Genomic DNA, 14,590 nt, shown 5'->3' on the forward strand with positions numbered 1-14,590 from the left:
AGATCCACAGCGCTTGTCACAATCTGACCGAGCCAACAGCTCTAGCCCGGTGTTTTGCTCTGGAACGCCCGTTCTAGAGCCTTTGTGGGAAAAATTTCCATGGTGCTCAATGGCCATCAACGGCTATGCTAGAGTGGATCCAAACCAATAACAGGTAATACCGGTTTTACGTCATCTCAAAGGGAATGGGGGGCTTCCTGACACAACCGGCCAAGCCACGCTGGGGCTTCAATGCGCTATTTGTTGATGTTGCTGTTCTGCTTGCCCCTCCTGGCAAGCGCCGTCGAGTTCGACGAGTTCACCCAGAGCCTCCCGCTGGGTCGATCCCTGCAAGTGTTCGAAGACCCGAGCGGTCAGGCGAGCATTGCCGACGTCCGCGCGCAAGCCGCCGCCGGAAACTTCAAACCCCATGACAAAGCCACGCTCAATGCCGGTTATTCGCGCTCGGCGTTCTGGCTGAAGATCGACCTGCATTACCGCCCGACCCACCCGTCGGCGCAGCGCAGCTGGCTGCTGGAACTGGCGTATCCGCCGCTCGATCATCTCGACCTGTATCTGCCCGATGCGGCCGGTGACTACCGTCTGGTGCGACAGACAGGGGACGCCTTGCCGTTCGCCAGTCGCGAGATCCGCCAGAACAATTACCTGTTCGACCTGGCGTTCAAGCCGGATCAGCAACGAACCGTTTACCTGCGGTTGTCCAGCGAAGGCTCGATCCAGGCGCCGGTGACGTTGTGGTCGAGCACCGCGTACCTTGAAGACCAGCCGGTGCGCCTGTACGTGCTGGGGATCATTTATGGTGTGCTGCTGGGGATGCTGGTCTACAACCTGTTCATCTATCTCAGCGTGCGCGACACCAGTTACCTCTATTACATCTTCTATATCGCTTCGTTCGGCCTTTATCAGCTCTCGGTCAACGGCGCGGCGGTCGAGTATTTCTGGCCGGACAACCCGTGGTGGGCCAACGCCGCCACGCCGTTCTTCATCGGTTGTGCGGGGCTGTTCGGCAGCCAGTTCGCCCGCAGCTTCCTGCAGACCAGGAACCACAGCCGCTGGCTCGATCGCCTGCTGATTGCCCTGATAGCGTTCGGCGCCGTGGTGATCGGCCTGTCGTTGATGACCAGTTATGGCCTGGCCCTGCGCCTGGCGACGACCCTGGCCCTGACCTTTACCGTGGTGATTTTCGCCGCCGGGATCCTGGCCTGGTGGCGCGGCCTGCGGGTGGCGCGTTATTTCATCATTGCCTGGTCGGCGTTCCTGATCGGCGGCATCGTCAACACGATGATGGTGCTGGGCCTGCTGCCGAATGTGTTCCTGACCATGTACGCCAGTCAGATCGGTTCGGCCATTGAAGTGGCGCTGCTGTCCCTGGCCCTGGCTGACCGCATCAACGCCATGCGCGAACAACAGGCGCAGACCCTGTTCGACGCCGGCCAGAAACTTGAAGTGCTGAACCAGCAATTGGCCCACAGCAACAAGCTCAAGGACGAATTCCTCGCGACCCTGACCCACGAACTACGCACGCCGATGAACGGGGTGATCGGTTCGCTGGAGCTGATGCAGACCGTCGAACTCGATCCGGAACTGGAGCAATACCAGCAGACCGCCGCCGGTTCGGCGCGAGACATGATGCGCATGGTCAACGGCATCCTGACCCTGACCGAATTGCAGGCCGGCAAGCTCAAAGCCACGCCGGGCAGTTTCAGCCTGCGCGGGGTGGTCGAGGCGTTGCGGATTCAGTTCGATGGCAATGCTTCGAGCAAGTCGCTGGACTTCAAGGTCGACGTGCTGCCGACCCTGCCGGATCGCCTGCACGGCGACAGCGCCAAACTCGCGCAATGCCTGGAATGCCTGCTGGACAACGCGATCAAGTTCACCCGCGTCGGCGGCCTCGCCTTGCGGGTCACCGGCAAACCGTCGACGGACAATCGCCTGGCGCTGTCCTTTGCGGTGATCGACACCGGCATCGGTTTTACCGATCTGGGCGAGGCGACGATGTATCAGCGGTTCTTCCAGCTCGACGGTTCGATGACCCGCGAGTACGGCGGGCTGGGCGTCGGTCTTGCGATCTGCCGTCAATTGGTGGAATTGCTCGGTGGCAAGCTGACACACCGCTCCGAACCGGGCAGTGGCAGCCGCTTTCAACTGGATGTCGAGTTTGATTTGCCGGAAGTTGAAGCCGTGCCGGTGTTCAGCCGCGACACCGTGCGCGCGCCGCAGGATTGCACCGTGCTGCTGGTGGACGACAACAGCGTCAACCAACTGGTGATGCGAGGCATGTTGCTCAAGCTCGGTTTCCGGGTGCGCACCGCCGACCACGGCGCGGCGGCGCTCGACTGCTTGCAGCGCGAGCGTTTCGATGCCGTGCTGATCGATTGCCAGTTGCCGCCGCTGGATGGAGCATCGCTGTGTTGCCAGATTCGTGACCTGCCGGGATGCGCTTATCTACCGGTGTTCATGATCGCGCTGGGGGCGGATCGAGAGCATTGCGCGTCGGGTGGCTCGATCGACTACCTGAGCAAGCCAGTGAAATTCGAGGATCTGCAGGTGGCGATGCAGCGGCGGCTATTGAGCTGCTGACAGGGTGAAAGCGCCGGTATTTAGGCCGATATGACACTTTGATCGGTTCGGGGGCGGTGCTTAACTGAAGCTCTGGCCGATCAAGGAGCCCCGTCATGAACCTGCATCAGTTCGCCGAAACCCACGAAGTCACCAACCAGCCACCGTCGCTGGACGGCACCAACCTCTACCGCATCGACCTGCCATTGCAGGAGTGGTCGCGGCGGTTCGGCGCCGGTTGGGCCGAGTCGCGGATCGACGCTTACGGCGCCTTGGCCGGCGGCCCGTTGATGGAGGCCGGGTTCCTCGCCAATCAAAACAAACCGGTGTTCGCCAGCCATGACCGCTACGGTCATCGCATCGACCTGGTGGAGTTTCATCCGGCGTATCACGAGCTGATGCGCACCGCCATCGAACATGGCTTGACGTCGTTGCCCTGGGCTCATCCACAGGACGGCGCTCATGTTGCCCGTGCCTCCATGACCTATTTGCACAGCCAGGCAGAAGCCGGCAGTGGCTGCCCGCTGACCATGACCTTCGCCAGTGTGCCGGCGATGCGTTTGCAGCCGAATCTGGCCGAGCAGTGGCTGCCGAAAATCCTCGCCACCGAATACGACCCGCGCAATGTCGGCATGGCCCACAAGGCTGGCGTAACCATCGGCATGGCGATGACCGAGAAGCAGGGTGGCACCGACGTGCGCGCCAACACCACCAAGGCTTATCCGGTCGGCGCCAGTGGCCCGGGCCAGGCTTATGAACTGGTGGGGCACAAGTGGTTCTGTTCGGCGCCGATGTGTGATGCGTTCCTGACGCTGGCGCAGACCGACAAGGGCCTGAGCTGTTTCCTGCTGCCGCGCCATCGTCCGGACGACACGCGCAACCAGTTCTACATCCAGCGCCTGAAAAACAAACTCGGCAACCAGTCCAACGCCTCCAGCGAAGTGGAGTTCCGTGGTGCGCTGGCGTGGATGGTCGGCGAGGAAGGACGCGGGGTGCCGACCATCATCGAGATGGTGGCGATGACCCGTTTCGACTGCATGGTCGGCTCCAGTTCGCTGATGCGTCAGGCGCTGACCCAGGCCAGTCATCACTGCGCCCATCGCAAGGTCGGCGGCAAACTGCTCAGCGAACAACCGCTGATGCAGAACGTGCTGGCCGATCTGGCGCTGGAAAGCGAAGCCGCGCTGGGTCTGAGCCTGCGCATGGGCAAGGCGCTGGATCATCTGGACGACGGCCATGAAGCGCAGTTCGCCCGGTTGGTGACAGCGGTGGGCAAATACTGGATCTGCAAACGTGCGCCGGGGATGATCAACGAAGCCGCCGAGTGTATGGGCGGCGCCGGGTATGTCGAAGACAGCATTCTGCCGCGTCTGTACCGCGAGGCACCGGTGAACTCGACGTGGGAAGGCTCCGGCAACGTGCAATGCCTCGACGTGCTGCGCGCCTTGTCGAAAGAGCCGGGCGTGCTCGATGTGCTGTTCAGCGAGTTGGGCGACGGCCATGGAGACAAGCGTCTGGCCGCGCACATTCAGCAATTGCAGGCGCAGTTCAAGGACACCAGTGACATTCAGTACCGCGCTCGGCAATTGACCGAAGACATCGCTTTGGGACTGCAAGCTAAGCTGCTGCTGGAGGCCGGGAATTCGGCGGTCAGCGATGCTTTTATCGCCAGTCGCCTGAGCGGTGGCGGCCGGGTCTACGGCGCGTTGCCGCGTGGGCTGGATGTCGAGGCCATCGTCGCTCGCTCGACACCGCAAGGTTTCTGAAGCAAATCTCCCACACACTGCAATACCCTGTGGGAGCTGGCTTGCCAGCGATGACGGCCTGTCAGTCAACATCGATGTTGAATGTGATGGCCTCATCGCGGGCAAGCCCGCTCCCACAGGTATCTTCATTGTTTGAAAGATTAGGGTGAACCCACAACGCCACTGTTTCCGTGACGCCACGATGCAGGCAAGATGAAGCCCTGCAAGTCAGAACACAGGAAGCTGATCGTGACCGAAGCGTTTATTGTCGTTCAAACCGCCGAACAGGCCGTGGATCGTCTGGCCGAGCTGCATGAGCAGGCCACCACGGCGCTGAACTCGGCGCTCAAGCGTTACCTCAAGGACCGCGTCGAGCCCGACGCCGAGCAACGTGCCCTGTTCCGTTATCCCGAACTGCGTCTGACCTACCACTGCCAGGGTGAAGTCCCGCAGACCACCCGCGCCTACGCCAAGGTGCAGCTGCCGGGCACCTACAGCGTGACCGTTACCCATCCGAAGGCGTTTCGCAAATACCTGCTCGAGCAGCTCACGCCGCTGATGCACGACTTCACCGTGACCGTCGAAGTCGGGGTCAGCGGGCAGAACATTCCGTACCCGTACGTGGTCGAGCAGGGCGATGAACTGGCCGGCTCCGGCGTCACGGCTGCCGTGCTGGCGCGAGTGTTCCCGAGTACCGACCTGTCCGCCGCCACCGATGGCATCGCCGATGGCCTCTACGACTGGGAAAACACCGATCCGCTGCCGCTGGCGCTGTTCGATGCGGCGCGCGTCGACTTCTCGCTTCGTCGTCTGGTGCACTACACCGGCAGCGACTGGCGCCATGTGCAACCGTGGATCCTGCTGACCAACTACCATCGTTATGTCGACCAGTTCATCGTTCATGGCCTGGAGCAACTTCGCCGCGACCCGCGCTTCGTGCGCATGGTGCTGCCGGGCAACGTGATCATCGAAAAGGGTATGGATCACGGTGAAGCGTCGGCGATTGCCGCCGGCGTGGTCTGGCACCGCTACCAGATGCCGGCCTATCACCTGATCGCCAGCGATGGCCACGGCGTGACCTTGGTCAACATCGGCGTCGGCCCGTCCAATGCCAAGAACATCACCGACCACCTGGCCGTGCTGCGTCCGCATTGCTGGCTGATGATCGGTCACTGCGGCGGCCTGCGTCAGTCGCAGACCATCGGCGACTACGTGCTGGCTCACGCTTACATGCGTCGCGACGGGATTCTCGACCGGGTGGTGCCGCCGAACATTCCGATTCCGGCCCTGGCCGAAGTGCAACTGGCGCTGCAACAAGCGGCGGCCAACATCACCGGCGAAAAAGGCGAAGAACTGAAGAAACGCCTGCGCACCGGCACCGTGCTGACCTACGACGACCGTAACTGGGAACTGCGTTGGGCCCAGGAGCGACCGCTGATCAACCTGTCCCGCGCCGTGGCGGTGGACATGGAAAGCGGCACCATCGCCGCCCAGGGTTATCGCCTGCGAGTGCCGTACGGCACGTTGCTGTGCGTTTCGGACAAGCCGCTGCACAGTGAAATCAAGCTGCCGGGTTCGGCCAACGCGTTTTACGAACGTGCGGTCAGTCAGCACTTGAAGATCGGCATTGAAGCGGTGGATCTGCTGCGCACCGAGCTCAACTCGCTGCACTCGCGCAAACTGCGCAGCTTCGACGAACCGCCGTTCCGCTAACGGTTTGTCATGGTCATTTGGCGGTCGGGGCACTAGCATTGTCAGCCCTGATCGCCAAATGCCTGTGCACTTATGTCCCGTCCCCAACGTCCACCTTCCCGCCGTCCCGGCGCGAAGCCAGCTTCTTCAGCCCCGCGCCGTGTCGCCAAGGCACCGCCCGCTGAGCCGAAGCTGATCCTGTTCAACAAACCGTTCGATGTGCTGACGCAGTTCAGCGACGGTGAAGGGCGGGCGACGCTCAAGGATTACATCGACATTCCGGGCATCTACCCGGCCGGGCGGCTGGACCGCGACAGCGAAGGTTTACTGCTGCTGACCAACGACGGCCAGTTGCAGGCGCGGATCGCCGACCCGAAGCACAAGCTGGCGAAAACCTATTGGGTGCAGGTCGAAGGCGTGCCGACAGCCGAGCAGTTGCAGCGCCTGCGTGACGGCGTCGAGCTGAATGACGGCATGACCTTGCCCGCGCAAGCGCGGCAACTGGATGAGCCCGAGCTGTGGCCGCGCAATCCGCCGGTACGCTTTCGCGCAACGATTCCGACAACCTGGCTGGAGCTGGTGATTCGCGAAGGGCGCAACCGCCAGGTGCGGCGGATGACGGCGGCGGTGGGGCTGCCGACGTTGCGGCTGGTGCGGGTCAGGATTGGTGACTGGACGATCGAAGGGCTCGATCAGGGCCAGTGGAAAGAAGTGCCGGCGCGCTTATAAGGCGCCGGACTCGATCAGGCCGATCACCACACTCTTGATGATGAACGCGGCCACGCCCAGGCCCAGCACGAAGAACAGAATGAACGAGCCGAAGCGCCCGGCCTTGGATTTCTTCGCCAGATCCCAGACGATGAAACCCATGAAAATGATCAGGATGCTGACAAGGCCAGTCATCATCCACTCTTCAAATACTGCTGGATCCATCGGGCATCTCCGGCGCTGCGCGGCTGAAAGGGCGGCCGGGAGTATACGCCAGCGGTGAACGACGCAGCATTGACCTGCGTCGGTGTGCCGCAGTCATTCGTCGATTTCAGTTGCGCAGGTGAGTCAGCGGCAGTTCGGTGCTGTTGAGCACCTGATTCAGCACAAAGCTCGAGCGCACGCTGGTCACGCCTTCGATCCGTGTCAGATGCCCCAGCAGCAGCTTCTGATAGTGATCCATGTCCGGCACCACCACTTTCAGCTGATAGTCGGCATCCACCCCGGTCACCAGGCTGCATTCCAGCACTTGCGGCAAAGTGCGGATTGCGGCTTCGAAGTTCTCGAAACGCTCCGGCGTGTGCCGGTCCATGCCGATCAGCACGTAGGCGGTCAGGCTCAGGCCGAGCATCTTGCGATCGAGCAGGGCGACCTGACGGGAGATGTAGCCGTCATCCTCCAGTTGCTTGACCCGGCGCGAGCACGGGGAGGGCGACAGACCGATGCGCTCGGCCAGTTCCTGGTTGGAGATGCGGGCGTCGCGCTGCAATTCCGCCAAAATACTCAGGTCGTAACGGTCGAGTTTGCTCATCAAACGGTCCTTTGTCTTAACTATTGCGGCGGATTATCTATCCAGGGTTAAAAATTGCGCAAGTGATGTTTATTTGAGCAATCTTCGCAATCATCTGTCGCAGCTCCGGGCCTATTCTTATCACCAGAATCACTGCTCGGTAACACAGTCCACTGCGGCCCGCCCAATCCGGCCCGCCGCGGCCGCCACCCCCACCGGGGTTGTGCCGGCCCCCGAGCTGCACACTGTCCAGAAGACGGCGTGAGGTGAGCCGACGTCAAAAGCGTCGAGCCAGGACGAAGTTCTCTAAAAGGGAGGCCGACGGGTCTCCCTTTTTTCTTGCCCGCGATTTGGCCCATCTCGCTCAATAAATAAATGGCGTGACTGATAACCTGTAGCAGAACCCGGTGTGTCCATTCCCGGTCTTAGCTACAAGCCCTCTTAATTTCAGGCGCTAGTCCGCAGTGAGGAATTTCATGAAGTCGCGCATCTGGCGTCTGGCCAGTGTTGGTTTTCTGTGTGTGAGTATCGGTGCGCAAGCGCTGGCGGATGAGCCGCAGAATCGCGGCCCCGACGGCGGCGGACGCGGGCCGGAGCATCAGGGTAACAATCCGGGGCATGGCGGCGGCAATCAGCAGCGCGGCCAAGACAATCCGCAGCGGCAGAACAACGACATCATCCGTGGCGACAATAGCCGCCAGTTCGAGCACAACGGCCAGCAGAACCGCGGCCAACCGAACAATGGCCAGTGGCAGAACCAGAACCAGCCACGTCCGGCCTACAACCCCAACCCGGTGCGCCAGCCGCCACCGCCGCCGCAACTGCCGGCCAATGACCTGCCGATCCAGCCGCGCCCCGACACCGTGCGCCAGACCCAGGAACCGCGTCAGGGTTACTACCGCGACGAGCGTCCGCAGAATGGTTATCACCAGAACTGGCAGACCGGCAACCGCCCCAACGACAACCGCTGGCCGGGTCGCCCCGACGGGCATGGCAACGGCTGGGGCCCCGGTCCGCAATACCGGCCGGGTCATGTAATCGATCGTTTCCCGGATCGCGACTACCGCGTGCCGTATCGCGGCCAGGACTATTTCTACTCCGGCGGCTACTGGTATCGCCCGCAAGGCCCGCGCTACATCGTGGTCCAACCGCCGCGCGGAATTCGCATCCAGTACCTGCCGGATTACGCTCGTGAGGTGTGGATCGGCGGTTCGCTGCTGTTCCTCGCCGCCGGCTCGTACTACGCCTATCAGGAAGCGACGCAGGATTACGTGGTGGTCGAACCGCCGGTGCAGCAACCACCGCAGCCGACCGGCAATGGCTACGACGTGGAGGCCTATCCGGCCAACGGTCAGTCACCGGAGCAGGTTCAGCGCGACGGGTACGAGTGTTATCAGTACGCGGTGCAGCAGAGCGGCTTCAATCCGCGCACCGCGACTTACCAACCGGCGCCCGAAGTGGTGCAGGCCTACCGCCAGGCCCAGGGCAATTGCCTGAGCAGTCGCGGTTATCAGGTCAACTACTGAGCCCGAGCGGCTTTGACCACTTCCTGCGGGTCGGCGTGCACCAGCACTTCGGCCCGTGGGTAGGCTTTGTGAATGGCATCCGCCGCCTGATCGCTGATGCCGTGAGCCACTGACAGCGTCAGTTCCCCCGGCAGTTCCAGGTGCAACTGCACGAACCAGTGATTGCCGGAAATCCGCGTGCGCAAATCATGCGCGCCCAACACGCCCGGTACGCTGCAGGCCAGTTCGAGCATGTGCTGACTGACATCCGCCGGCAGCTCTTCATCCATCAGCACCGAAAAACTTTCCCGGGCGATCTGGATCGCGCTCCATAGGATGTACGCCGCGATCCCCAGACCGAACCACGCATCCAGCTGCTCGAACCCCACCCCGGCCAGCACCAGCGCAATCAGAATGCTGCCGTTAAGCAACAGGTCCGAACGGTAATGCAGCGAGTCCGCCCGCACGGCGTTGGAGCCGGTCTGCTTGATGACCCGATGCTGCAGCATCAACAGTGCGACAGTCAGCAGCAGGGAAAATACGATCACACCAATGCTCAGCCACGGCGCGCCGAGTGGCTCGGGATGTTTCAGGCGCTCATAAGCCTGAAACGCGATCAGCACCGCACTGCCGCCAATGAACAGCGCCTGCGCCATGCCCGCCAGGGATTCGGCCTTGCCGTGCCCATAACGATGATCGTCATCCGCCGGGCGCAGCGCGTAATGCACCGCCAGCAGATTGAGCAGCGAGGTGACGCCATCGAGGGCCGAGTCGGTGAGGCCGGCGAGCATGCTCACCGAACCGCTCAGCCACCAGGCGATGGCTTTGGCGATGATCAGCGTACAGGCCACCGCCACCGAGGCGCGGGTCGCCAGCCGCAGCAGGCGGGCGTGTTCGGTGCTTGTGGTCATGGGTGCGTCAATTCCTTATGCGGCAGGTTGCAGGCCGAACATCGCCAGTTGCTGGGTGCTGCCCTTGTGCTGGATCAGGCGCGGGTCGTCCAGCGGCAGATTGCGGCCCAGCTCGGTTTCGAGAATAGCCTGCAACTTCAGGTTATCGACCTGGCCGTCCGGGCCGATGGCTTGCTTGAGCTTGGCCGGATCGACTTGCGCCGTGTGGCCCGGTTCGAAGTAGATCGCGCCGGTGGCGAAGTCCACGGCAAACGCGATTACGCCAGGAAGGATATAGAACAGTAGGCCCACGGCATCGAGCACGGCGATCGCCGGGTCGATCTTGCCGTCGATCTGGCCGCGCCGGTCGGGATAGAAAATCGAACCGCACGCGGTGATCTGAGTGAGCAGGGTGGCAACCAGTACACCGCCGATCAGGCGAAAAGGTAAGCGCATGGGAATCTCCTGAGTCATCTGTTAACGAAGCGTCATCGTGTGAAGTTAAGACCCTGACGAACGCCTGGCAGTTCGCCGTTATACTCGGCCCTCTGTTTTGGAGCCAGCATGAATTCGTTGCCGATCGATGACGTTTTACCCGCCCTGCGTGAAGCCCTCGCGACACGCCACGAAGCCGTGCTCGAAGCACCGCCCGGCGCCGGTAAAACCACCCGCGTGCCCTTGGCCCTGCTCAATGAAGCGTGGCTGAACGGGCAGACCATTCTCATGCTCGAACCGCGTCGGCTGGCCGCCCGCGCAGCCGCGGAACGGCTGGCCAGCGAGCTGGGCGAGAAGGTCGGTGAAACCGTCGGTTATCGCATCCGCCTCGATAGCAAGGTCGGCCCCAACACCCGCATCGAGGTGGTCACCGAAGGCATCCTCACCCGGCGCTTGCAGGACGACCCGGCGCTGGAAGGCGTGGGTCTGCTGATCTTCGACGAATTTCACGAACGCAGCCTCGACGCCGATCTGGCGCTGGCGCTCAGTCTGAACGGTCGCGAGCTGTTTCGAGCTGAACAACCGCTGAAGATTCTGCTGATGTCCGCCACCCTTGAAGGTGAACGTCTGGCCGGGCTGCTCGACGACGCACCGATCCTGCGCAGCGAAGGCCGGATGTTCCCGGTGACGATGCGCTGGGGCCGGCCGTTCCAGCCCGGCGAATACATCGATCAACGCGTCACGCAAACGGTGCTCGAAGCGCTGCACGATGAAACCGGCAGCCTGTTGGTGTTTCTGCCGGGGCAGGCGGAAATCCGCCGGGTTCATCAGCAGTTGGCGGACGCCATCGGTGAGCGCAGCGATGTGTTGCTCTGCCCGTTGCACGGCGAACTCGACCTGAACGCGCAACGTGCCGCCATCGACCCGGCCCCGCCGGGCCAGCGCAAAGTGGTGCTGGCCACCAACATCGCCGAGACCAGCCTGACCATTAACGGTGTGCGCGTGGTGATCGACGCCGGGCTGGCGCGGGTGCCGCGTTTCGATCCGGGCAGCGGCATGACCCGCCTCGACACTCAGCGCATCTCGAAGGCCAGTGCCACCCAGCGTGCCGGCCGGGCCGGGCGTCTGGAACCGGGCGTGTGTTATCGCCTGTGGTCGCAGGACCAGCATGAGCAACTGGCGGCTTATGGCAGCGCGGAAATCCTCTCGGCAGATCTTGCGGGCCTGGCCTTGCAACTCGGGCGCTGGGGTGTGGCGCCGAGTGATCTGATCTGGCTGGACGTGCCGCCGGCCGCCGCTTATGCACAGGCTCAAGACCTGTTGCAGCGCCTCGGTGCGCTGGACGGCGAAAGCCTCAACCGCCACGGTCAAGCCATGGCTGAATTGCCGGCACATCCGCGCATCGCCCATTTGCTGTTGCGCGGTCAGGCACTGGGATTGGCAAACATGGCGTGCGACGTCGCCGCGTTGCTCGGCGAGCGCGACATTTTGCGTGGCGCCGGGGCCGATCTGCACAGTCGTCTGGCGCTGCTGTCCGGCGAAGAGCGCGCGGCTCGTGGTGCCCAGGGCGGTGTGCAGCGCGCCCGGCAATTGGCGCGGCAATATCGCGGCTACTTGCGTGGGCAACCGAGCGAGCCGGTCGCCGACCCGGATCATCCGCGCTGGCTCGGTGCCTTGCTGGCGTTGGCCTACCCGGATCGCGTTGCACAGCAGCGGCGTCCTGGTGGCGCCGAATATCGTCTGGCCAACGGTCGTGCGGCGCTGTTCGCCGAAGCCGACAGCCTGATGAAGCAACCGTGGATCGTGATCGCCGACCTCGGCAGCCGCCAAGGCCAGCGTGAAGAACGGATCTATCTGGCGGCGGATTTTGATCCGGCGCTGTTCGATTCGGTGCTCGCCGAACAGGTGCACAACGTCGATCAACTGGACTGGGACGAACGCGAAGGCGTGTTGCGCGCCGAGCGTCAGCGCAAGGTGGGCGAACTGATCCTCAGCCGCGAACCGCTGACCGGTCTCGACGAAAATGCCCGCAGTCAGGCGCTGGTCAATCTGGTGCGGCGCAAAGGTCTGGAGCTGCTGCCGTGGACCCCGGAGCTGCGCCAGTGGCAGGCGCGAGTCGCGTTGCTGCGCCAGCTCGACCTGGACGCCAAGGGCGACAGCCAATGGCCGGATGTCAGCGACGCGACGCTGCTGAAAACCCTCGAGGACTGGCTGATGCCTTATCTGGGCAAGGTTTCGCGCCTCAGCCATTTCGCCAACCTCGACCTGTCGAGCATCGTGCGCAATCTGCTGCCTTGGCCACTGCCGCAACAACTCGACGAGCAGGCACCGCATCACCTGAGCGTGCCGTCGGGCTCGTCGATTCGCCTCGACTACAGCGAGCAACCGCCGATTCTCGCGGTGCGCTTACAGGAGCTGTTCGGCCTCGCCGAAACACCGTGCATCGCCGGCGGCCGGCAAGTGGTCAAGCTGCACCTGCTGTCGCCCGCACGGCGCCCGGTGCAGGTTACGCAGGATCTGGCCAACTTCTGGCGCAGCACTTATGCCGAGGTGAAGAAGGATCTGAAGGGACGGTATCCAAAGCATTACTGGCCGGATGATCCGCTGGTGGCTGAAGCCACTGCTCGGGCAAAACCGCGCGGTACCTGATTTTTAGCGATTTGATTGGTAACCCGCCTGGTTATGCAAGGCGGGTTGCCTTGCCTCTCACCGTGGGTAGAAGCCGCTCCACCTAATAGCAAGCACGTCCACAAAAGGTGAGTGCCTCGACCTCCCCTTTTTTACTGCCGGACAGACGCCAACTGGTGAATTTTCCCGCTGGCAAATCTGTACGCTTGACGACTTCCATGTGGAGAGTACGAGCGTGAGGGTCATTGGTTTCCAGCATGATTTCATCTCCCTTCACTGAGAAATGATCATGTAGCAGGAGAACTCCAAAACGATTGATGTTCCCATGCCGTTCCAGCAATGCATGAAGCTCGCTAATGAAGGCTGTATCCTCCGGGCCAAGTGGTTTCGCCTCTGCGAAGGAAGGGGTGCTGGATTGAGTATCGTCATTCATGACATTTGACTCCCTAAAGTAATCAATGTGAGGACCGGTCAAATACATGGTCATAGGCTTACGCCGGCCATTGCAGTCCGGTTACATCAAGCTCCTTTCAGGTTGTCGCGTCTACTGTCAGAAATAACAGGTAGGTCGATTTAGCGATCAGCGGTCGCTGATAGCGATCTTTTGATTTTGAGCTTTCAAGCATTCGCCTTCGCGGTCAGTTGCTCTCGGCAATAATCGGCAAACAACTGCGCCGGTTTGGTCAGTTGCCCGCGCTTGAGCCACGCCGCCACCAGACCCGAGCCGGTGACGTCTTCGACGATGTCGACGCACACGACTTTCTTGCCGTCGTAGGTGCATTCCGAGTGCGGGCGGGTCACCAGGATCGAGAAGCCGAAACCCTGGCCGACCATGCCGCGTACCATTTCGATCGAAGGTGAGCTGAACTCGATGCGCGGCGACAGTCCGAGTTCTTCGAACAGGCTGACGAAGTAGGTGCGGCTCGGTTGCACGTCGAGCAGGATCATCGGTTCCAGGCACAGGTCTCGCAGCGAAACCTGTTTGAGCTGGGCGAAGCGGTGATCCGCCGGCAGCAAGGCGTAAGGCCGCTGGGCCGGCATCAGCGGTTCGGTTTCGATGGTGGCGTCGAGGTCGTGCTTGTACAGGATTGCCAGATCGAAGGTGCCCGAGGTCAGGCCTTGCACCAGTTCCTGTTGTTCGCCGTCGCGGATGCGAATCTTCACCCCCGGATACAGCGCCGAGAACCCGGCAATCAGTTGCGGCAGGTACAGCGGCGCTACCGTTTCGAAACAGCCGATATCGATCTGTCCGGCCACCACGTCGTTGTCGGCGAGGGCGTTCTGTTCGAACTCCTTGGCCATGCGCAGCAGTTCCTGGGCCTTGCGGAAGAACCGCGCGCCGCTGGGTGTCAGGGACACGCCCTGGGCGTGATGGCGGATCAGCAGTTGCACGCCGAAGCTGTCTTCCAGCCCCTTGATCGCCGTGGAAATCGCCGGTTGCGCGATGTACAGCTTGCGCGACGCTTCGGCGACGCTGCCGCATTCGACGGTGGTGATGAAGTATTTCAACTGACGCAGATTGTAAGCGGCCACGGTGAACCTCAAAGCGAACGGATATCACATCCAAGCAATTTGTAAGCCGCCGGCCTCCGTTCTGTCGGCGGTTTTTTTGTCCCTGAACAATAGCCCCATACGCGC

12 protein-coding genes are annotated in these 14,590 nt (G+C 62.2%); 6 read left to right on the plus strand and 6 right to left on the minus strand.

The genetic code is table 11. The features are described 5' to 3' along the window. Nucleotides 1–231 precede the first annotated feature (231 nt). From CAG25_RS18310 to CAG25_RS18330, 4 genes are all read left to right on the plus strand, one after another. Complete coding sequence (locus tag CAG25_RS18310; RefSeq protein ID WP_085612559.1) at nt 232–2,580, plus strand: hybrid sensor histidine kinase/response regulator; 2,349 nt, start codon at nt 232–234, stop codon at nt 2,578–2,580. A gap of 95 nt (nt 2,581–2,675) precedes the next feature. After that, nucleotides 2,676–4,325 carry an acyl-CoA dehydrogenase family protein gene (locus tag CAG25_RS18315; protein ID WP_085612560.1) on the plus strand — a complete coding sequence of 550 codons (1,650 nt, stop codon included), beginning with the start codon at nt 2,676–2,678 and terminating at the stop codon, nt 4,323–4,325. Nucleotides 4,326–4,517: 192 nt separating this feature from the next. After that, nucleotides 4,518–6,017, plus strand: coding sequence for an AMP nucleosidase (gene amn / locus CAG25_RS18325; RefSeq protein ID WP_178076482.1), 1,500 nt, complete (start codon nt 4,518–4,520; stop codon nt 6,015–6,017). 72 nt (nt 6,018–6,089) lie between these two features. Beyond that, nucleotides 6,090–6,725, plus strand: a complete 636-nt coding sequence (locus CAG25_RS18330; RefSeq protein WP_085612563.1) for a pseudouridine synthase — start codon at nt 6,090–6,092, stop codon at nt 6,723–6,725. Here the strand turns inward: CAG25_RS18330 and CAG25_RS18335 are convergent. Next, nucleotides 6,720–6,929: a DUF2788 domain-containing protein gene (locus tag CAG25_RS18335; protein WP_003228500.1), complete on the minus strand. Its 210-nt coding sequence runs from the start codon at nt 6,927–6,929 to the stop codon at nt 6,720–6,722. The two genes, CAG25_RS18330 and CAG25_RS18335, sit on opposite strands and share 6 nt — an antisense overlap. Before the next feature lie 106 nt (nt 6,930–7,035). Beyond that, entirely contained in the window at nt 7,036–7,515 is a 480-nt protein-coding gene (locus CAG25_RS18340; RefSeq protein ID WP_008081091.1) for an Lrp/AsnC family transcriptional regulator, read from the minus strand. Nucleotides 7,516–7,970: 455 nt separating this feature from the next. On the opposite strand from CAG25_RS18340, the gene CAG25_RS18345 reads away from it, so the two are divergent. Further along, a complete protein-coding gene (locus CAG25_RS18345) occupies nt 7,971–9,020 on the plus strand; it encodes a DUF6515 family protein (RefSeq protein ID WP_085612564.1) in 1,050 nt (349 codons plus the stop codon). Here the strand turns inward: CAG25_RS18345 and CAG25_RS18350 are convergent. Together CAG25_RS18350 and CAG25_RS18355 are read right to left on the minus strand one after the other, a co-directional pair. Further along, on the minus strand, nt 9,014–9,910 hold the full coding sequence (locus CAG25_RS18350; protein WP_085612565.1) for a cation diffusion facilitator family transporter: 897 nt from the start codon (nt 9,908–9,910) through the stop codon (nt 9,014–9,016). The two genes, CAG25_RS18345 and CAG25_RS18350, sit on opposite strands and share 7 nt — an antisense overlap. Nucleotides 9,911–9,925: 15 nt before the next feature. Next, nucleotides 9,926–10,345, minus strand: a complete 420-nt coding sequence (locus CAG25_RS18355; protein WP_039771823.1) for a hypothetical protein — start codon at nt 10,343–10,345, stop codon at nt 9,926–9,928. A gap of 108 nt (nt 10,346–10,453) precedes the next feature. On the opposite strand from CAG25_RS18355, the gene hrpB reads away from it, so the two are divergent. After that, the gene (hrpB, locus tag CAG25_RS18360; protein WP_085612566.1) at nt 10,454–12,973 is read left to right on the plus strand and encodes an ATP-dependent helicase HrpB; all 2,520 of its coding nucleotides are present in this window, start codon (nt 10,454–10,456) and stop codon (nt 12,971–12,973) included. Nucleotides 12,974–13,055: 82 nt separating this feature from the next. On the opposite strand, the gene CAG25_RS18365 is transcribed toward hrpB, so the two are convergent. Together CAG25_RS18365 and CAG25_RS18370 are read right to left on the minus strand one after the other, a co-directional pair. Continuing rightward, complete coding sequence (locus CAG25_RS18365) at nt 13,056–13,385, minus strand: hypothetical protein (protein WP_085690985.1); 330 nt, start codon at nt 13,383–13,385, stop codon at nt 13,056–13,058. 185 nt (nt 13,386–13,570) lie between these two features. Next, entirely contained in the window at nt 13,571–14,485 is a 915-nt protein-coding gene (locus CAG25_RS18370; RefSeq protein ID WP_085612568.1) for a LysR family transcriptional regulator, read from the minus strand. Nucleotides 14,486–14,590: the final 105 nt, after the last annotated feature.

The organism is Pseudomonas sp. B16(2017), from assembly GCF_002113205.1.
Taxonomy (GTDB): domain Bacteria; phylum Pseudomonadota; class Gammaproteobacteria; order Pseudomonadales; family Pseudomonadaceae; genus Aquipseudomonas; species Aquipseudomonas pharyngis.

Bases quoted from the DNA above. Each gene is read 5' to 3' on its own strand.
- CAG25_RS18340 (WP_008081091.1), bottom strand. From the start codon at position 7,515: ATGAGCAAACTCGACCGTTACGACCTGAGTATTTTGGCGGAATTGCAG.
- amn (WP_178076482.1), top strand. From the start codon at position 4,518: ATGAAGCCCTGCAAGTCAGAACACAGGAAGCTGATCGTGACCGAAGCG.
- CAG25_RS18350 (WP_085612565.1), bottom strand. From the start codon at position 9,910: ATGACCACAAGCACCGAACACGCCCGCCTGCTGCGGCTGGCGACCCGC.
- CAG25_RS18365 (WP_085690985.1), bottom strand. From the start codon at position 13,385: ATGAATGACGATACTCAATCCAGCACCCCTTCCTTCGCAGAGGCGAAA.
- CAG25_RS18330 (WP_085612563.1), top strand. From the start codon at position 6,090: ATGTCCCGTCCCCAACGTCCACCTTCCCGCCGTCCCGGCGCGAAGCCA.
- CAG25_RS18310 (WP_085612559.1), top strand. From the start codon at position 232: ATGCGCTATTTGTTGATGTTGCTGTTCTGCTTGCCCCTCCTGGCAAGC.
- CAG25_RS18315 (WP_085612560.1), top strand. From the start codon at position 2,676: ATGAACCTGCATCAGTTCGCCGAAACCCACGAAGTCACCAACCAGCCA.
- hrpB (WP_085612566.1), top strand. From the start codon at position 10,454: ATGAATTCGTTGCCGATCGATGACGTTTTACCCGCCCTGCGTGAAGCC.
- CAG25_RS18345 (WP_085612564.1), top strand. From the start codon at position 7,971: ATGAAGTCGCGCATCTGGCGTCTGGCCAGTGTTGGTTTTCTGTGTGTG.
- CAG25_RS18335 (WP_003228500.1), bottom strand. From the start codon at position 6,929: ATGGATCCAGCAGTATTTGAAGAGTGGATGATGACTGGCCTTGTCAGC.
- CAG25_RS18355 (WP_039771823.1), bottom strand. From the start codon at position 10,345: ATGCGCTTACCTTTTCGCCTGATCGGCGGTGTACTGGTTGCCACCCTG.